Source organism: Streptomyces longispororuber (genome assembly GCF_014656095.1).
GTDB classification, from domain to species: Bacteria; Actinomycetota; Actinomycetes; order Streptomycetales; family Streptomycetaceae; genus Streptomyces; species Streptomyces longispororuber.
On sequence record NZ_BNBT01000168.1, the window covers coordinates 1 to 18,200 of the forward strand.

The window sequence follows — 18,200 nt, forward strand, 5'->3', positions numbered from 1 at the left end:
GGCACGGCGGCGGGCCGCACCACGGCGGCGCCCAGCAGTGGCCCCAGCCGCCCGGCGGCCGCGACGAGCCCGAGTACTTCGGCGGCGGCCCGGGCGGGCCCGGCGGCCACGGCGGCGCCCCCGACCCGTACGCCGCCAACAACCCCGGCCACACCCAGGCGTTCTCCCTCGGCGAGGACCCGTACAACGACGGGGACACCTACCGCGCGGGCCAGGCGCCGCCCGGCCCCATCGGCCCGAAGCTGCACTGGAAGGACCTGCTGCGCGGCATAGTGCTCCGCCCGGTGCCGACCTTCCTGCAGATGCGGGACTACGCGATGTGGGGCCCGGCCGTCGTCGTCACGTTCCTCTACGGCCTGCTCGCCGTCTTCGGTTTCGACGAGGCCCGCGAGGACGTCCTGGACGCCACGCTGTCCACGGCGGTCCCGTACGTCCTCACCACCGGCGTCGCGATCACGATCAGCGCCTTCATCCTCGGCGTCGTCACGCACAGCCTCGCCCGGCAGTTCAACGGCGACGGCGCCTGGCAGCCGACGGTCGGCCTGTCCATGCTGATCATGGCCCTCACGGACGCGCCGCGCGTCATCGTCGCCCTGTTCCTCGGCGGCGGCAACAGCTTCGTCCAGCTCCTCGGCTGGGCCACCTGGCTCGCGGCGGGCGCGCTGCTCACGCTGATGGTGAGCAAGTCGCACGACCTGCCCTGGCCGCGCGCGCTCGGCGCCGCGGCGATCCAGCTCCTGGCGATCCTGTCGATCATCAAGCTCGGTACGTTCTGACGCCGCCGCGCGGCGGCGCCCGGCACGAGGCCGCCCCCGCGCACGGCGACGAGGCCCCGGCGAGGAACCCCTCACCGGGGCTTCTTCTTGCTCGCACGCCGTCAGGGAAGGTACCTTGCATAACCATGTTCCATGCATGACAAGGTACGGCACGGGTGGGGAGGGCGGAGGAGATGGCGGACCCGCTGACGAAGGCCGCGAGCCAGCTCCGCAAGGGCGTACTGGAGTACTGCGTGCTGGCGCTGCTGCGGGACGGCCCGCGGTACGGGGTCGAGCTGGTGGAGGAGCTGTCGGCGGTGGCCGTCATGACGACGAGCCAGGGCACGATCTACCCGCTCCTGTCCCGGCTGCGCCGCGACCACCTCGTGGACACGGAGCTGCGCGAGTCCCCCGGCGGCCCGCCGCGCCGCTACTACACGCTCACCCCCGGGGGCCGCGCGGCGCTCGCGGACTTCACCGCGAGCTGGCCCCTGTTCCGGGACGCGGTCGACCACTTCCTGGCACCGGCGCCCGGCCCCTCGTACGACACGGAGAACCTCCTTGAAGGCACCTGACCACGCCCTCGTCCTTGCCTACCTGACCGACGTGGAGCGGGCCGCCGCGCCCCTCGACCCGGCCCGACGCGGGGAACTCCTCGCCGACCTGCGCGAGCACATAGAGGTCAGCCTCGCCGACGCGGACACCCGGGACGAGGCGGCGGTGCGCGCGGTCCTGGCCCAGCTCGGCGAGCCGGCGGCGATCGCGGCGGCGGCCCTCGCCGAGGCCCCGGCGGTGCCCCCGGCCCCCGAGCCGGACCGCTTCCGCACCCGCCTGACGATCCTCGTCCTGGCCTGCGTGGGCCCGGCGACCCTCATCGGCGGCCCGCTCGCCCTGGTCCTCGCCGCCGGGGCCGGCCTCTACCTGCTCTCCACCTCCCCCCGCTGGACCCCGCGCCAGAAGCTCAAGGGCGGCGCGCTGACCCTGGCGCTCCCGCTCCTGCTCCTCCTCGCCGGCCTCGCCGGCGCGGGCCGCCTCGGCCCGACGGAACTCCTGCTGCTCCTGGGCCTGAACATCCTGCTCCCGCTGCTCGGCGCCCGCCTCCTGTGGCGCAAGGCGAGCACCACCCGGCCACTGCCGGCCGGGGTCTGACGGGCCCCTGCCGGGCTCAGGGCCCCGCAGGTACAGCCCACGGCCGTCCTCCTTGTTACACCCGCGTGGTGTTCGAGCAAGCCGTGCCGACCTTGAGCGTCGTCGACCTGCGCCGCCGCCCCTCGCCCCTCCAGGCGGGGGGCTTGCTGTTGCCCGTATCAAGCAACTGCGCGATGCCGCCACCCCAGCAGTCGGCAACCCCGCTCGGGGACGGAACCGGCACGCTGCACGCTGCACGCCGACGAACGGGATGCGGCAGCGGGGACCGGCTCGAATGAGCCGTGCGGTGCGTGGTGCTTTCCCGGTTCGCGCCCGGGGCGCCGACCGGCGCACGAGGATGAGGCGGTCCTCTCCTCCGACACGCCCGTAACTACGGCCGCCCTCGCCCCTTGGACTGAACATGAGCACCACGATCATCACCGAGCACCCCTCGTGGCACGTGTCCGACGACGGCACTGCGGTGCGCGTCGTCGAGTACGCGGGCACCATCTGGTCGGCGCACTGGAACGCCACCGGCCTCACGCTGTGCCCCACGGGAACCGGCAGCACCGAAGCTCCTCCGGTCGCCCGCACCTCGCCGGACACCTTGCCGTCACACAGGGACGTACAGGCGCTGGTCACCAAGTTGGCTTGCCTCGGCACTGTGCAGCGCCTCACCAATCCGTCACTGTGGGATGCCATCGCGACCGCCCTCCTCCGCCAGGTCGTCCGCGCGGGACAGGCGCGCAAGGTGTACCGCGCGTTCTGCGCCGCGTACGGGCGCGCTGTCGACACGGTCGTCGGCCCGCTCGCTGTGATGCCGAGTCCGGAGGCCGTACTCACCTTGAGCGACACCCAGTTCGCCGCCGTCGGGGCGGCGTTCAACCGTGACGCACTACGCCACGCCGCCCGGGCCTACCTCGAGCGTGGCCGGTACTGGCGGACGCTCGACGCCGACAGCCTCGTCAAAGAGCTCGTGTCCGTTCGCCGCGTCGGCCCGTGGACGGCAGCCGCAGCGGCAGCCGATCACACCGGTGACCACGCCGTCTACCCGCACAGTGACCTCGCCGTGCGCACGTGGGCACGGAAGGCCGCCCCTGACCTCGAACTGCCCGTTTCTGAAGCGGAGTTCGCGGCCTTGTGGCGCCGCTGGGCACCCGACCGCACCACGCTCCACACTCTGACCCTGCTGACACTCACCTGGGGGACCCATGCCCGCCCTACCGAACACGGAGGAAACCCGCGCCACGCCTGACCTCATGCGTGGGGCCGACCCGACACGATTACTCGACGCGCTCTTCGTCAACGCGCCGCTGCGCGACTACGCCCGGCGTCCCCGCACCAACGACTACACGCTTCCGGTTCTCGGCATGGCCTACATAGCCACCTACGCGCGGGACGTCGGCGGGTTCAACGTCGGGCTGCTCGACGCCGAGGCCCACGGGCTCGGCGTCGACGAGACAGCCCGTATCGTCGACGAGGCCCGGCCCCGGTGGGCGGGCATGAACCTGCTCGCCCCCACCTACGAGATGTCCGCGCGGATCGCCGCCGCACTCGACCCCGGCATCCGGCTCATGGTCGGTGGGCACCACGCGCGCGCCATGCCCGAGCGTGTCCTCGCCGACCCGCGCATGGACCGCCTGTGCGCCCTGATCATCGGTGAGGGGGAGACCCGCGTCGCCGCCCTGCTCGACGACCACACCCGCCGCGCCGAGCTGCCGGGGGTCTTGTGGCGCGATCCGCTGCTGGGCACGACCGCGGTCGGCATCCCGCGCCGCGACGACACCGGACACCGATGGACCTCACCACCCGTCGACGAGCTACGCCTGGACCGGGTCTTCCTGCCGCAGGATCCCTACCTCGCCGACGACGGCCGCACCGAATGCAACATGGTGTGCAGCCGCGGATGCCCGTACAACTGCGACTTCTGCGGAGCTGCCGTAACCGCGAACCCTGACATCACCATCCGCACGCGCACGCCCGACAACATCGTCGCCGAAATCGACCAGGCGCACACCCGTTACGGCGCCACCGCCTTCCGCGTCGTCGATGACCTGTTCCTCGGGGCCGAGCGCATCATCCGCCCGCAGATGGACGCGTTCGCCCGCCACCACGTCGGCGAACGGTTCGTCTGGGACGCAACCGGCCGCATCAACATCATCGACAAGGCCGACGACGCACTGCTGGACAGCCTCGCCTCGAACGGGCTGCGCGAGGTCGCCCTCGGGATCGAATCAGGCAGCGACACCGTCCTCGCCCGCATGGACAAGCGCATCACCGCCGCCATGACCGAGAGGGCGACGGAGCGCTTGCTCGCCCGCGGCATCAACGTCAAGGGCTACTTCATCTTCGGTCACCCCGCCGAGAGCCGGGAGGACCTCGACGCGACCGTGCGCCACCTCCACAGGCTGTGGGCGCTCTCCGACCGGCTGCCGGGCGTCTTCCGCGCCTCGGCGTTCGAGTTCCGCCCGTACCCGGGCACTCCCGTCTGGAAGGCCCTCACCGACGCCGGGCACAAGCCCGAGGCCCTGCTCGCGTACGCCGACGTCGACCTGACCGCCAACGGCGCCGACGAGTCCATGAGGCAGCGCGACGAGTTCAACTTCAGCGTCGACATCCAGTTCGGTGGCACGCCTCTGCCCGTCCTGCGCGACACCCTCGCCGCCGTCACCCGCGAGCAGCACCACCGCACCCGCGCCAGGGGAACCACGGCGTGACCGGCACCCGTGGAACCTTCATCACCCTCGACGGGCCCGGGGCGGTGGGCAAGTCGACCGTCCTCACCGCGCTCGGCCACCTCCTACGCGGACGCGGCCACCGCGTCCACACCACGGCCGAGCCCTCGACCAGCGCCCTCGGGCAGTTCACCCGCGCTCACGCCGACAGCCTGCACGGGCGCGCGCTCGCCTGCCTCGTCGCGGCCAACCGTCACGAGCACATCGAGACCGAGATACAGCCGCACATCGACGCCGGTGACACCGTCCTCTGCGACCGCTACCTCGCCTCGACGCTCGTCCTGCAGCGCCTCGACGGCGTCCCCGAGCCCTATCTGCTCGCACTGAACGCCGACATCCTGCTGCCCGACCTGGCCGTCATCCTCACCGCCGACCCGGCCATGATCGCCGCCCGTCTCACCGTCCGCGGCGCCCGCCACCGCTTCCACCTCGACCCCGCCGCTCCCGCACGCGAGGTCGCCCTCTACGCCGAGGCCGCCTGCACCCTCGGGTCACGCGGCGTACACGTGCTCGTCCTCGACACCGACGGAACCACCCCAACGAACGTCGCCACCCGGATCGCCGACGCGACACCCCCACCCGCCGGTAGCGTCTTGGGTCCCACCAGACCCGACGACCACCCGGTGACTCCATGACCACAGAGCCCGCAGTGCCCGTGATCGACACCCACGTCATCCTCCGGAACGGCGACAAGGTCCTGCTGTCCCAGCGCGGCGGCCCTTACGGCTACGGCCGGTGGCACGCGCCCAGCGGAAAGCTCGACCGGGGGGAGACCGTGCGCACGGGTGCCGCTCGGGAGCTGCGTGAGGAGACCGGGGTCGACGTCGACCCCGAGCATCTGCGGCTCGTCCACGTCGTCCACCACAAGCAGAGTGCCGACATCGAGCGCATCGGCCTCTTCTTCGAGGCCACCGCGTGGCAGGGCGAGCCCGAGAACCGCGAGCCCGCGAAGTGCCTCGCCCTCGCCTGGTTTTCCGTGCACGACCTGCCCGAGGACATCATCGAGTACCCGGCGGCGGGTCTGTACGGCTACCTGCGGAACGAGCGGACACTCACCGAGCACGGGTGGCGTCGGTGAGTGCCCGCTCGTCGCGGGGCCCGGCACGGCGGGCGGGGCCCCGCCCACGACGACTGTCTTACGCGTACGTCTTACGCGTCGAGGACCTGCCCGGCGCGCTTCACCACGGGCGGTTCCACGCTCCACGGGAAGTTGATCCACTCGTCGGTGCGCTTCCACACGTACTCGCACTTCACGAGCGAGTGGGACTTCTCATAGATGACCGCGGACCGCACCTCGGCGACGTGGTCGAGGCAGAAGTCGTGCACCAGCTTCAGCGTCTTGCCGGTGTCGGCGACGTCGTCGGCGATCAGCACCTTCTTGTCGGTGAAGTCGATGGCGTTGGGCACGGGCGCCAGCATGACCGGCATCTCCAGGGTGGTGCCCACGCCCGTGTAGAACTCCACGTTCACCAGGTGGATGTTCTTGCAGTCCAGGGCGTACGCGAGACCGCCGGCGACGAACACGCCGCCGCGGGCGATGCTCAGCACGACGTCGGGCTCGTACCCGTCGTCGGCGACGGCCTGGGCGAGGTCACGGATCGCGCCGCCGAACTTCTCGTACGTGAGGTTCTCGCGCACGCCGCTCTGGTCACTCATGTCGCTCATGTCACTCATGGGGGGTGTCACACCTGGGTCCGATGGAAGTTGAGGAAGGAGCGGGAGGCGGTGGGCCCGCGCTGCCCCTGGTAGCGCGACCCGTACCGCTCGGACCCGTACGGGGACTCGGCGGGCGAGGTCAGCCGGAACATGCAGAGCTGCCCGATCTTCATGCCCGGCCAGAGCTTGATCGGCAGCGTGGCGAGGTTCGACAGCTCGAGGGTCACGTGCCCCGAGAAGCCGGGGTCGATGAACCCGGCGGTGGAATGCGTCACGAGCCCGAGGCGCCCCAGGCTGGACTTGCCCTCCAGACGGCTCGCGAGGTCGTCGGGGAGCGTGATGACCTCGTACGTCGACGCGAGCACGAACTCCCCGGGGTGCAGGATGAACGGCTCGTCCCCCTCGGGCTCGACCAGGCGCGTCAGGTCGGCCTGCTCGACGGACGGGTCGATGTGCGGGTACCGGTGGTTCTCGAACACCCGGAAGTAACGGTCGAGGCGCACGTCGATGCTCGACGGCTGGACCATGGATTCGTCGTAGGGATCGATCCGCACCCGCCCGGAGTCGATCTCGGCCCGGATGTCCTTGTCAGAGAGAAGCACGCACCGAGGATACGCAGAGCGCGCGGGAAGGCCGCAATTTGCGCAATGCGCCGCCCGCGCGCTCTTTCGCCGTGCTGGTGCTCCGCGGCGCTCCCTAGCGCTTCTCGAACTCCACCGGCACCGCGTGGCGGAGCCGCGCGCACCGGGGACAACGGATGAGCCGGCCGGGTCCGAGCCGGTCGGCCTGCTGCATCGGGAACGAAGCGGTGCTGAACACGTGCCCCTCGGCACAACGGACGACGGTGCGCTCCATCAACTCCTTGAGTCCCTTCCCCAAACCCGTAACTGGCGGACGACGAAAGCCACATTACGGGATGAAAGGGACGGCACTCCAGGCGGCACTCCGCACCCCCCGAACCCCCTCACGCCCTCCACACAGACCGCCCTGATCCGCACGCGACCCTGGGGCGGACGGCGCCCCGACCCCGCCCCGCCTGCGACCGATCGAGGCTCCGGGCGGCCCCTACCGTACGCCCCAACTCCCTTCGCCCGCAGTCACGCAGGGCCCACGCAGCGCAGCCGGCCCCCGGGGCGAGGAAACCCGGGGGCTGGGATGAGGTAGAGTGTGCGACAGTACGAAACCGGTTCAACCGGCGTACCACGCGGGTGTAGTTTAATGGTAGAACATCAGCTTCCCAAGCTGAGAGCGCGAGTTCGATTCTCGTCACCCGCTCCACGACGAAGGCCCAGGTCATAGACCCGGGCCTTTTTGCTGTCCGCGACGGCCACTCGGCGCGTGCCAGACACCTGCGGCCCGTTGGCGCCCGGGGGCAGCAACAACGAGGCGGTGGATAGAGCGTTCGCTCCAGCCGAATCAGGTGCAGGCGGGGCAGGGGCGCCGCAACGTGCCCAGCGACGCCGGGCGTTGCCACCGCGCGCCACCTTGCCCCATGCCTCCGAGGGGAACGGCGGCATGGGCGGGCCGCGGCGGTGGGGTGAGGAGCGGCCTCGCACCACCGCCGCGGCTCTGTCGTCGGACGCTCGGCGTCGCGCCGACCGCGCCGTAGGGCGCGATCAGGGCCTACTGGTCGATGTACCTGAGGTCGCCCACTGTCCAGGCGTTGATGTCCTTGAGGGCTACTCGGTACATGCCGCCCGTCTCGGGGATGCCGAGGCTGCCCTGGAGGATGCGGGCGAGGTGGAAGTGGAGGTGGGTGGGGGGCTCGTCGTGGGCGGGGCGGGGTTCTCGGGGGCCGCCGGCGAAGACGTCGGCGAACGGGCCGAGCCGGTCCGAGTCCTTGAGGACCTCCGCCACCCGTTCCCGCCACACGGCCTCGGGTGCGAGTCGGCCGGTGATGACAGCGCCGCCGACGACCACGGTCAGTGACATCTGATTGCTTCGCTGGGACTCCACCTCGGCTGCGATGGCGACGAGCAGCTCATCAGGGTTCGACATGAGTGCATATCTTATTCAGCCGTCCGCCCCGATACCCCTCGCCTGTGTGAACAGGTGTGGACGGGGGCGGTGTGTCCGCGTCTGAGCTGGGCCGAGGACCTGTTGGTCCCCGCGTTGCGTACCCGGCCACGCGGCTCCCGGACTCCGGCAGGGCGCCCACCGCCTCCCAACCGGGGCGGGTGCGAGGCCGACGGTACGCCTCGCAGGCCCGCCGGCGCAGCGCGCGTCGTCGCACGCGAAGCCCCCGTACGCCCACGGGGCCGCCGCGAGGAGCCGGTCGTCGGCGGCGGCGACCGGGGCTGAGCGGGCGAAGAGGACGCCGCTACGCGTCGCCACGACCCACGCCTTTTCCCGTTACCGATGCGCACATACCGCTGGCCCCGATCCACTTCATGGCGCGTTTCTCGATCTGCCGGACATGAACAGCGGTGGCAGTTCCACGTGTTTCGGCGTCCACCGAACGGATGGTCGCACTTCGGCGTTGACCCCGGGCCTCGCTTTTCCCCCTTAGATCTCACTTTCGGCGGTCCAGTGCCCCGTTTCCGGCCGCTGCCGTTGGGGCGGGCATGCCCGTCGGCCAATACGGCCGCGCCGTTCACCGACGCGGTCGGCGAGGTCATGTTCCCGAGGCACTGAGCGGGTCCGCCGGTCCGTGGTGGGCGCCTGGGTGCTCCTCCCGGGTGATGTGGGCCTTGTCGCCTCCGACGGGTCCGCGGCCGAGGCCGGCCGCCGCGGGCGGTGCGGGCGGTGTTCCGCCGTCCCGGGAGGTCAGGGGCGCGCGGCGGAGGCGGACGACAGAAAGGTCACGCGGCCCGAAGAGCAATATCTGTGTCCGCGACGTCAGATATTGCGGCGGGGCTCGGCGAGTATTCCCCGGGACGGCGACCCGGCCTCGATTATTGATCCCGCACGGCCGATTGCAGCGTGCTAGTGTCGTTGTCAGTTGCAGGTGTGGTTGCCAAAGGATTCGTTTCCATCGGGGTAATCACGACGGCGACCTGGAATTCGCACACGGCGAATTCCCGACACCGCCTCCCGAAGGAGAAATGACATGGCTACTGGCACCGTGAAGTGGTTCAACGCGGAAAAGGGCTTCGGCTTCATCGAGCAGGACGGCGGCGGCGCCGACGTCTTCGCCCACTACTCGAACATCGCCACCCAGGGCTTCCGCGAGCTCCTGGAGGGCCAGAAGGTGTCGTTCGACATCGCGCAGGGCCAGAAGGGCCCGACGGCCGAGAACATCATTCCGGCCTGACGACGTCGCACTGACGCACACTTTCGAGCTGGGGCCCGCACCTCTGGGGTGCGGGCCCCGGCTCGCTGCGTTTCCGGGCGTGCGACAGGCAGCGGTTCGGCCCGGCCCCCGCACCATTTCCGGCTCGTCTCGAGATTCTCTGCGCCGCTCCTCCGCTGCGGAATTCCTTGGTACGCGCCCCACAAGGAAGGTTCCGCATGAAGCATGCCCGTACCGCCCGCGCGTCCCGTCACTCCGGCACCCGTGAGCGCTCCGGAGGACCGCGCCGGTCCTCGCGCCACGACCGGCAGGCCGTGTCCGGGGAGTTCGCCCCGCCGAGGACGCTGACGCCCGCGCTGCCCGCCGCCGAGGCGTTCGCCGAGCTCGCCCTGCCCGCGCCGCTGGCGGCCGCGCTCCGCCACGAGGGCGTGACCGTGCCGTTCCCCATCCAGGCGGCGACCCTGCCCAACTCCCTGGCCGGACGCGACGTGCTCGGCCGGGGCCGTACCGGCTCCGGCAAGACCCTCGCCTTCGGCCTCGCCGTCCTGGCCCGGACGGCGGGGCGGCGCGCCGAGCCGAAGCGGCCCCTCGCCCTCGTCCTCGTGCCCACCCGTGAGCTGGCCCAGCAGGTCACCGACGCGCTCTCGCCGTACGCCCGCTCCGTGGGCCTGCGGCTCGGCACCGTCGTCGGCGGCATGTCCCTCTCCCGCCAGGCAGGTGTGCTGCGCACCGGCGCCGAGGTGGTCGTCGCGACCCCCGGGCGGCTCAAGGACCTCATCGACCGCGGCGCCTGCCACCTGGGCGACGTCGCCGTCACGGTCCTCGACGAGGCCGACCACATGGCCGACCTGGGGTTCCTGCCCCAGGTGACCGGCCTGCTCGACCAGGTGCGCGCCGACGGGCAGCGGCTGCTCTTCTCGGCCACCCTGGACCGCAACGTCGACCTGCTGGTCCGCCGGTACCTGACGGACCCGGTCGTCCACTCCGTCGACCCCTCGGCGGGCGCGGTCACCACGATGGAGCACCACGTGCTGCACGTGCACGGCGCGGACAAGCACCGGACGACCACGGAGATCGCCGCCCGCGACGGCCGCGTGATCATGTTCCTCGACACGAAGCACGCCGTGGACCGGCTGACCAGGCACCTGCTGAGCAGCGGTGTGCGCGCCGCGGCCCTGCACGGCGGCAAGTCGCAGCCGCAGCGCACCCGGACCCTGGCCCAGTTCAAGAGCGGCCACGTGACGGTGCTGGTCGCGACCAACGTCGCCGCGCGCGGCATCCACGTCGACCACCTCGACCTGGTCGTCAACGTGGACCCGCCCAGCGACCACAAGGACTACCTGCACCGCGGCGGCCGTACGGCACGCGCCGGCGAGTCCGGCAGTGTCGTCACCCTGGTGACCCCCGAGCAGCGGCGCGGCATGAGCCGGCTGATGGCATCGGCGGGCATCGTCCCCCAGGTCACCCCGGTGCGGTCGGGCGAGGCGGAGCTCAGCCGCATCACCGGCGCGCAGGCCCCCTCCGGGGTCCCGGTCGTCGTCACCGCGCCGGTCGCGGAACGCCCCGGTGGTACGTCCGCCGCGGCCCGGGGCCGGCGAGGGCGCCGGGGCCGCCCCGTCGGCGAGGCCGCGCGCCGCAGGGCACCGCGACGCCCCGGCCACGGCTCGGCCGCCGCCTAGGGCCTCCGTGCTCAGCACCCCACCACCCCCCTTCCGGCAGGAGGCACCCATGACACCGGCCCCGACACGGCCCCCCGTACCACGCCCGTCCTCCCCGGCCGCGGCCGACGGCGTACCCGTGCCCGGCCCCCGGGTGCGGGACGACATGACCGTCGAGGTGGCCCTGTCCCTGATGGCGGGTGCCCGCGTCGACCACCTCGTCCTGTGCGACGGGGACGACCAGAGCACGGGCGTGGTCACCCTGGCCCTGCTCACCGGTCTCCGCGACGGCCCCGCCTACACGGACCGGATACGGCTGCGGGACGTCATCGCCCTCGCCCGCTGAACCCCCTCCCGGCGGGCTCCCGCCCGTCGGCCCCACCCGCTGATCCGGCCCGCGCGCGGCCGGTCCCCTCTTCTTCGTCTGTGAGGCATCATGCGCTGTGTCATCGCCAGGTATCCGTTCGAGCTGACCAAGGACGGGGTGCTGGCCTCGATGAAAGGCGTCGTGCCCGAGATCGTCACGGGCGAGTCCGTGACCATCGGCCGCCGCCGCTACCCGGTCAAGCAGGTGGGCCAGGTCATCACCCGGCAGGACCGCCGCGACTTCACCGCCGGCGAGGTCGTCCGGGCCATGACCCGCCTCGGCTTCACCTGCCACGACCTCGTCGAGACCGCGCCGCCGAGCACCCTCACCCCGCTCCAGACCGCGTCCTCGCTCCTCGGGGGCAGCTCCGCCGTGGGGGTGTCCTCCACCGGGATGTGACGTCCTGACCGGGGAGCACCCCCGACCCCGCCCCCGAGCGGGGAGCACCCCACAGACTCCACCGATCCCACGAGGGCCCTGCCGACACACGTCGGCAGGGCCCTCGTCGTCGTACCGCCACGGGAAACCTCCCGCCGGGCCGCGCCGAAATCTACTTTTGTCGGAGTAGACATTTGCCTGGGGCAGCGCTAACGTTTTTCTCGTCGACACGGTCCAGCAAGACCCGGCAGACACGAACTGCCGAGTAGCAGTAGCTGAAGTACGCAGGTCAGTGCGGTTCCGGAGCTCCGAAGCCACGGTGTACGGATAACGGTGACGGGACTGGGAGCCGCACTGGGCAGCCCGCAGGTACAGGGGCTGCCGGCAGCAGCACCGAGCAGTGCCGCAGTACCCGTTCGAAGACAAGTCGGTCGGCAGAGAAAGGACGGAGAAGCAGACGCCATCGGGATCGCCCGGTCCGAGCACATCGGCCCGGGTACCGCGTAGACCCCGGAACGGATGGTGGTCCCCGGTCACGAAGCCGCGATCCCCGCACCCGTCCCGTCCTGATCGGGCGGCGTAGCGGAAACAGAAGGTCGGCACCGCGTAAGGGCCGACAGATGGTGTTGAATTCCCTCGGGGCCCTGGTGCCGTACGGCATCAGGGCCCCTCGACGCGTTGCACTACGAGGTGACATGGCAGCAGATACTCCGCTCAGCGATCGTCTGGACGACGACGACTACCCCGCGTACACCATGGGCCGGGCCGCCGAGATGCTCGGCACCACCCCTGGTTTCCTCCGCGCCATCGGTGAGGCCCGGTTGATCACTCCGCTCCGGTCGGAGGGCGGACACCGGCGGTACTCCCGCTACCAGCTCCGGATCGCCGCCCGCGCCCGTGAGCTCGTCGACCGGGGGACCCCGATCGAGGCCGCTTGCCGCATCGTCATCCTCGAGGACCAGCTCGAGGAGGCGCAGCGCCTCAACGCCGAGTACCGCCGGGCCGCGCAGGAGGCCGCCGGCCGGGCGGCGTCCGGCCCGCGCTGACCGTCCGGCTCCCCGCCCCGCTCCTCGTCCGGCCGTCGCCCGGCTCCTCGTCCGGCCCCCGCCCGGCTCCCCCGCCCGGCGCCCGTGTCCACACGTTGGCGCCCCGCGTGCGCGGGTAGCCGCACCCCATGGGTGACATCCTCGTGGGCACGTGCTCCTGGACCGACCGGGAGCTGGTCGGCAGCGGGTGGTATCCGCCGGGGCGGCGGGACGCCGAGGGGCGGCTGCGGTACTACGCCTCACGGTTCCCGGTGGTGGAGGTCGACGCCTCCTACTACGCGCTGCCCAGCGCGCGGAACAGCCGGCTCTGGGCGGAGCGGACCCCCGAGGGGTTCGTCTTCGACGTGAAGGCGTTCTCGCTGCTCACCGGCCACCCCACCCGGCAGGCGGTGATGCCGGACGGGCTGCCCGCCGACCACCGCGACCCCAAGGTCCTCGACGAGGTGTGGGCGCGGTTCGCCGAGGGGATCGCCCCGCTGCGCCAGGAGGGGCGCCTCGGCCGGGTGCTGTTCCAGTTCCCGCCGTGGTTCCGGCCCGGAGCCCATGCCCGGGCGGTGCTCGACGCGTGCGCCCGGCGGACGCGGGGGTGGGACCTCGCCGTCGAGTTCCGGCACCCGCAGTGGTGGGACGCGGAGTGGGCCGGCGCCACGACCGCCCTGCTCGCGCGGTACCGGATGGCCGCCGTCGCCGTCGACATGAACCAGACGCTCCCCTCGTCCGTGCCGCCCGTCACCCCCGTCACCGACCCGCGGCTGGCCGTCGTACGGTTCCACGGCCGCAGCACCGCGTGGGGCTCGGGCAGCAAGGAGGACCGGTTCCGGTACGCGTACGACGAGGCCGACCTCGCCGCGTGGGTGCCCCGGGTACGGGCGCTCGCCGGGCGCGCCGAACGGGTCCACGTGCTGTTCAACAACTGCTGCGGCGACGCCGCCGTCCGGGCCGCCGGGACGATACGGCAACTGCTCGACGGGGACGAGGCGTAGCGGGCCCGCACCGGGGACCTTGGGCCCCGGGCCGGCCGGAGCGGGCCCTTTCGCCGCTCCGGTCGTTGGTCACTGCATGCGCATGACCGACCTTCAGCGATGTGAGCTCCGTCCGGGCCGGCTCGTGGAGTGGACGCTGCACCCCGCGGCGGTCGGCGCCGCGCACGCGTTGCCGGACGACACCCGGCCGCCCGCGTACGTGCAGGAGTCCCACCTGCGCACGGCCCGGTGGGTACGCCAGGGCGGGCTGCACGTGCCGAGCTGGCTCGGCACCGTCTTCGACCTGCCGGGGCCGGTCGACCTCGACGCGCTGCACACCGCGCTGCGGGACTGGACGCGGCGCCACGAGACGCTGCGCAGCGGCTTCCGCTGGCGGGGCGACGAGGTGCGGCGCTTCACCCTCGACGCGGGGTCCGTGGACCTGTACCGCACAGAGGTCGGGCGGTTCCGCGAGACGGCCGCGCTCAGCCGCTACCTCCAGGATCGCTTCGACACCGTCGCGGACGCGCTGACCTGGCCGAACTTCATCTTCACCGCGATCGTCAGGGCCGACGGCGCCACCCTGTGCATGGCCTTCGACCACAGCAACGTCGACTCGTACTCGATCCAGCGCATCCCCGCCGAGATCCACGAGCTGTACGCCGCGGCGCGGCAGGGCCGCACCGTGCCCGTGGCGCCCGTCGCCAGCTACGTCGACTTCTGCGCGAGCGAGCGCACGGACGCCGACCGTGCCGACCCCACGCACCCGGTCGTCGCGCGCTGGCGGGAGTTCATCGGCCGGTGCGGGGGCAGGCTGCCCGGATTCCCCGTGGACCTCGGGCTCGGCCCCGCCGCCCCGGCCGCCTTCCCCGGACTCGCCCCCGCGGGCCCCTCCCCCGCGGACTCCGCCGTCGCGGACTCCGCCGTCGTGCCGTTGCCGCGACCCCGCCTGCCCGCGCAGAAGCTGCTGCACGAGATGGTCGCGGACGACGTGGACGCCGCCGCCTTCGAGGCGTACTGCCGGCCCCACGGCGGCAGCCTCGTCGGCGTCCTCGCGGCCGTCGCCCTCATCACCCGGGAGATCAGCGGGCTGCGGGTGTACCGCACCGTCGTGCCGTTCCACACCCGGGTCAGGTCCCGGTGGGCCGACTCGATGGGCTGGTACGTGGGCGGGGCACCGATCGAGGTGCCCGTGGCGCGGGCGAGCGGCTTCGACGACGCCCTGCGCATGGTCCGCGCCGCGCTGCGGGAGGCGCGGCCGCTGGCCCGGATGCCCGTCGCCCGGGTGCTGCCGCTGCTCGGCGCGGACTTCCGGCCCACCTCGCCCGACCTGTACTCGATCGTCTCGTACGTCGACGCGCGCGCCGTCGCGGGCTCGGAGCAGTGGCAGGAGCAGAAGGCGTACGGCCTGATCCGGGTGTCGTACGGCGACCAGGTGTGCGCGTGGGTGACCCGGCTCCACGAGGGGCTCCAGTTCGCCTGCCGCTACCCGGACACCCCGGTGGCGTACGCGAACATGCGGCTGGTCGTCGAGCGGCTGCGGGAGCGGATCGCGGCGACGGCGCGGGCGGCGGCCGGGGCCGCCCCGGGCGTGCGCGTCTGAGCCGGGGCCGGTCCGTGGCCCCGCCCCGGACCGCCGCTCAGTCCGAGCGCAGGGCCCGCCAGATGCGGTCAGGGAGGACCCTGGCCGCCTCGTCGAGGTCGACCTCGTAGGTGCTGGAGAGCCAGCGGTGGGCGGTCTCCGCGACCGGGCCCATGACCAGGATCTCGATGAGGTGCGGGGGCAGTGCGGCGACCTCGCCCGACGCGACGCGCGGGCGCAGCCAGTCGCCGATCGGCGCGAACTTGGCGTCCTTGGCGGCCATGACCTCCTTCGCGTGGGCCGCGAGATAGCTGGAGTAGGCCGAGCCGTGCAGGAAGAGCGCCACGTCGCGGTGGTCGCGGGTGAAGTCCAGATACGCCCGCACCAGGGCGCGGATGCCCGTGCGGGCCGTGCGGGAGCGGGTGACGGCGGCCACCACCGGGTCGCAGAGCTGGTCCACGCAGCGCAGGTAGAGCGCGGCGGCCAGGCCGTCGAAGCTGCCGAAGTGGTGGTACAGGCTGCCGAAGCTGACGCCGCTGGCCGCGGTGACGGCGTTGACCGTGAAGCCCCGCTCGCCGCCGCGCGCGTACACCGCGAGGGCGGTGTCCAGGAGCAGGTCGGCGGTGGCCTCGCCGCGCTGCTGCTTAGGCGACACGGCGCGGCTCCGGCCCGCCCGCGGCACCGGCGCGGGCGGCTCCGCGTCCGTCCTCCGGCACCGTGTCCGCGACTGTCAGCTTGTCCGCGACCATGCCGTCCAGCGTAGAGCAGCGCGGGGACCGGATTGGTTCCCTCCGGGAAAAACGCACCGGCGATTTAGAGTCAGTTTCTAGAAAGTAGCTCCATAACCGGGTGGGCTCGGCCACACTCTTGGCATGACCGGACCACCACCCCAGCGGCCTCACGAGCCCGTCCCCGGCAATCCGTACGTCCGGCCGCCGGTGCCTCCGGCACCCGCGCGGTCGGCGACCGGAGCCGTGGTGTGGATCCTCGTGGCCGCCGTGCTCGCGGCCGTGGGCGCGGGGGTGGGGGCGTACGCCGTCCTGAAGGAGGACGGCGGCGCGGGGTCCGATGGTTTCCGGGAGCCTGTCGCCCGGGAGCCGGGGGCGCCGGCCGGTCCGTCCGGCTCGGGGGAGCGGACGGACCGGCCCGGTGCCGACGGCGACGGCGACGGCGGCGGCGGAAAGCCCCGCCACGTCGACGTCAACGCCGGGCGCGAGCCGGGCGAGGCCAAGGGCCGGCTGTACCTGAACGACGTGAAACTGCCGGGCAGGGGCGCCTCGTCGAACGACCTCTGGGCGGCGGACGGGTTCGTGGTGCAGGCCCTGTACGACACGGTCACCGCCTACCGCGTGCGGGACGGCGAGCAGGCCTGGTCCCTGCGGCTGCCCGCCCCGGTGTGCGACACGCCCGTGAACGCGGGCGACGGCGGCAAGGTCGTCGTCGCGTACACCAACGGGAACACCAGCGGCTCCCGCACGTGCGACCGGCTCCAGCAGATCGACCTGCGGACCGGGGCCAAGGGGTGGCACCGCCGGCTCGTCGAACGCGGGGTCGGCGACCGGACGAGCACGGTGCACCTCGCCGTCTCCGGCGGCACCCTCGCCGTCGCGCAGGAGTACGTCGTCCACGGGTTCCGCCTGAGCGACGGCAAGCGGATCTTCACCGAGGAGCACCGCCGGACCGGCCCCTGCCTCCTGGAGGACGTGGCCGGGGGCGAGCGGCTGCTGTACGTCGACACCTGCGCGCCCGGAGCGCCGAAGGCGCACGACGAGGTGCGGCGGGTCGACCCCCGCACCGGCAGGACCGCGTGGCGGTACCGCACCAAGGCCGGCTGGAACGTGGCCAAGGTGTACTCCGTCGACCCCCTCGTGCTCGCCGTGCGGAACAACGAGGAGTACGAGAAGTGGGCCGTCGTCGCCGTGGACGGCGACGGGAAGCAGCGGTCCTGGACACGGCTCGACCGGGGGCCCCACACGTTCGAGATGTGCACCGGGGCGGGGGACAGCGGAGAAGGCGTGCAGAACTGCCCGGGGGGTGTCGTCAACGGGGACACCCTCTACCTCGCGACCGAGCCCGAGGACGGCGCCGCCCTCGGGCGCAACAAGGTCGTCGCCTTCGACCTCGCCACGGGCAGGGCCCGGTGGGCCGCCGCCGTCGGGAAGGGGAAGCAGGGGCGGCAGCTCACCCCCGTGCGCGAGGTGGGGGCCGGGAAGCGGCCGGGCGTCGTGGTGTACGTCCGCGCGCAGCTCGGGAAAGTCGGGCGGACCGTGCGGTTCGCGGCCGCGGGCGGGCGGCCGGAGGTGCTGCTGCGGCACCCGACGCCGGGCCGGGAGTGGGAGACGTACATGTTCGCCGGGGAGACGCTGTACAGCGGCGGGCGCTTCTTCGTGACGCCGACGCGGATCGACCCCGACTCGCCGCTCGAAGGCGACAAGGACCAGGGGCGGATGCTCTCCGTCGGGCGGTGACGGCTGCCCTTCCGTATCCGCCGCCACCGATCCGCCGCCGACTTCCTTGGAGACGCCATGACGACCCAGCCGCCCACCACGCCCGGGCCCGGTCAGGAGCCCGCGCAGCAGGGCCGGTTCGGGCCGCCTCCGGCCCATCCGGGCCCCGCCGGCTTCGGGCCGCCCCCGCACCTCCCGGAGCAGCCCGCCGGCTTCGGGCCGCCCCCACCGCCGGAGCCCGCCGGTTTCGGGCC

At 72.6% G+C, this 18,200-nt stretch carries 20 protein-coding genes and 1 tRNA gene; 16 read left to right on the top strand and 5 right to left on the bottom strand.

Going from position 1 to position 18,200, the window contains the following annotated elements; genetic code table 11:
* The 7 genes from IE330_RS33095 to IE330_RS33125 form a co-directional block, all read left to right on the top strand.
* Nucleotides 1–776, top strand: a 776-nt coding sequence (locus IE330_RS33095) for a Yip1 family protein (RefSeq protein ID WP_190139875.1), incomplete at its 5' end; no start/stop codon positions are given.
* 173 nt (nt 777–949) lie between these two features.
* Nucleotides 950–1,330: a PadR family transcriptional regulator gene (locus IE330_RS33100; protein ID WP_190139876.1), complete on the top strand. Its 381-nt coding sequence runs from the start codon at nt 950–952 to the stop codon at nt 1,328–1,330.
* On the top strand, nt 1,317–1,904 hold the full coding sequence (locus IE330_RS33105) for an HAAS signaling domain-containing protein (RefSeq protein WP_190139877.1): 588 nt from the start codon (nt 1,317–1,319) through the stop codon (nt 1,902–1,904). Before IE330_RS33100 ends, IE330_RS33105 begins: the two co-directional genes overlap by 14 nt.
* Nucleotides 1,905–2,304: 400 nt before the next feature.
* Nucleotides 2,305–3,138, top strand: coding sequence for a DNA glycosylase family protein (locus IE330_RS33110; RefSeq protein WP_190139878.1), 834 nt, complete (start codon nt 2,305–2,307; stop codon nt 3,136–3,138).
* 4 nt (nt 3,139–3,142) lie between these two features.
* Nucleotides 3,143–4,600: a B12-binding domain-containing radical SAM protein gene (locus tag IE330_RS33115; RefSeq protein WP_229926104.1), complete on the top strand. Its 1,458-nt coding sequence runs from the start codon at nt 3,143–3,145 to the stop codon at nt 4,598–4,600.
* A complete protein-coding gene (locus IE330_RS33120; RefSeq protein ID WP_190139880.1) occupies nt 4,597–5,253 on the top strand; it encodes a dTMP kinase in 657 nt (218 codons plus the stop codon). Before IE330_RS33115 ends, IE330_RS33120 begins: the two co-directional genes overlap by 4 nt.
* Nucleotides 5,250–5,696, top strand: coding sequence for an NUDIX hydrolase (locus IE330_RS33125; protein ID WP_190139881.1), 447 nt, complete (start codon nt 5,250–5,252; stop codon nt 5,694–5,696). The genes IE330_RS33120 and IE330_RS33125 overlap by 4 nt, the downstream gene beginning before the upstream one ends.
* A gap of 71 nt (nt 5,697–5,767) precedes the next feature.
* Here IE330_RS33125 and IE330_RS33130 read toward each other — a convergent pair whose 3' ends face one another.
* The 3 genes from IE330_RS33130 to IE330_RS33140 form a co-directional block, all read right to left on the bottom strand.
* Nucleotides 5,768–6,274 (bottom strand): phosphoribosyltransferase, encoded by a 507-nt coding sequence (locus tag IE330_RS33130; RefSeq protein ID WP_373314793.1) that lies wholly within the window; start codon nt 6,272–6,274, stop codon nt 5,768–5,770.
* A 26-nt stretch (nt 6,275–6,300) separates the two neighbouring features.
* A complete protein-coding gene (gene dcd / locus IE330_RS33135) occupies nt 6,301–6,876 on the bottom strand; it encodes a dCTP deaminase (protein ID WP_190139883.1) in 576 nt (191 codons plus the stop codon).
* A 94-nt stretch (nt 6,877–6,970) separates the two neighbouring features.
* On the bottom strand, nt 6,971–7,129 hold the full coding sequence (locus IE330_RS33140; protein WP_170316473.1) for a hypothetical protein: 159 nt from the start codon (nt 7,127–7,129) through the stop codon (nt 6,971–6,973).
* Between the two features lie 349 nt (nt 7,130–7,478).
* Here IE330_RS33140 and IE330_RS33145 point away from each other — a divergent pair.
* Nucleotides 7,479–7,552: transfer RNA gene (locus tag IE330_RS33145), tRNA-Gly, on the top strand.
* A gap of 345 nt (nt 7,553–7,897) precedes the next feature.
* On the opposite strand, the gene IE330_RS33150 is transcribed toward IE330_RS33145, so the two are convergent.
* Complete coding sequence (locus IE330_RS33150) at nt 7,898–8,272, bottom strand: GvpU-like protein (protein ID WP_190139884.1); 375 nt, start codon at nt 8,270–8,272, stop codon at nt 7,898–7,900.
* Nucleotides 8,273–9,323: 1,051 nt separating this feature from the next.
* On the opposite strand from IE330_RS33150, the gene IE330_RS33155 reads away from it, so the two are divergent.
* The 7 genes from IE330_RS33155 to IE330_RS33185 all read left to right on the top strand — a co-directional run bounded on the left by IE330_RS33155 (nt 9,324) and on the right by IE330_RS33185 (nt 15,520).
* A complete protein-coding gene (locus IE330_RS33155; protein ID WP_184905941.1) occupies nt 9,324–9,527 on the top strand; it encodes a cold-shock protein in 204 nt (67 codons plus the stop codon).
* A gap of 197 nt (nt 9,528–9,724) precedes the next feature.
* Complete coding sequence (locus IE330_RS33160) at nt 9,725–11,185, top strand: DEAD/DEAH box helicase (protein ID WP_190139885.1); 1,461 nt, start codon at nt 9,725–9,727, stop codon at nt 11,183–11,185.
* Nucleotides 11,186–11,234: 49 nt separating this feature from the next.
* Nucleotides 11,235–11,510, top strand: a complete 276-nt coding sequence (locus IE330_RS33165) for a CBS domain-containing protein (RefSeq protein WP_190139886.1) — start codon at nt 11,235–11,237, stop codon at nt 11,508–11,510.
* A 90-nt stretch (nt 11,511–11,600) separates the two neighbouring features.
* A complete protein-coding gene (locus IE330_RS33170) occupies nt 11,601–11,930 on the top strand; it encodes an SCO5918 family protein (protein WP_190139887.1) in 330 nt (109 codons plus the stop codon).
* Nucleotides 11,931–12,604: 674 nt separating this feature from the next.
* Complete coding sequence (locus IE330_RS33175) at nt 12,605–12,955, top strand: MerR family transcriptional regulator (protein WP_190139888.1); 351 nt, start codon at nt 12,605–12,607, stop codon at nt 12,953–12,955.
* 128 nt (nt 12,956–13,083) lie between these two features.
* A complete protein-coding gene (locus IE330_RS33180) occupies nt 13,084–13,938 on the top strand; it encodes a DUF72 domain-containing protein (RefSeq protein ID WP_190139889.1) in 855 nt (284 codons plus the stop codon).
* A 76-nt stretch (nt 13,939–14,014) separates the two neighbouring features.
* A complete protein-coding gene (locus tag IE330_RS33185; RefSeq protein WP_190139890.1) occupies nt 14,015–15,520 on the top strand; it encodes a condensation domain-containing protein in 1,506 nt (501 codons plus the stop codon).
* Between the two features lie 37 nt (nt 15,521–15,557).
* Here the strand turns inward: IE330_RS33185 and IE330_RS33190 are convergent, their stop codons facing one another.
* Nucleotides 15,558–16,154: a TetR/AcrR family transcriptional regulator gene (locus IE330_RS33190; RefSeq protein ID WP_190139891.1), complete on the bottom strand. Its 597-nt coding sequence runs from the start codon at nt 16,152–16,154 to the stop codon at nt 15,558–15,560.
* A gap of 217 nt (nt 16,155–16,371) precedes the next feature.
* On the opposite strand from IE330_RS33190, the gene IE330_RS33195 reads away from it, so the two are divergent.
* Nucleotides 16,372–17,967, top strand: a complete 1,596-nt coding sequence (locus IE330_RS33195) for an outer membrane protein assembly factor BamB family protein (protein ID WP_190139892.1) — start codon at nt 16,372–16,374, stop codon at nt 17,965–17,967.
* Nucleotides 17,968–18,200 lie beyond the last annotated feature (233 nt).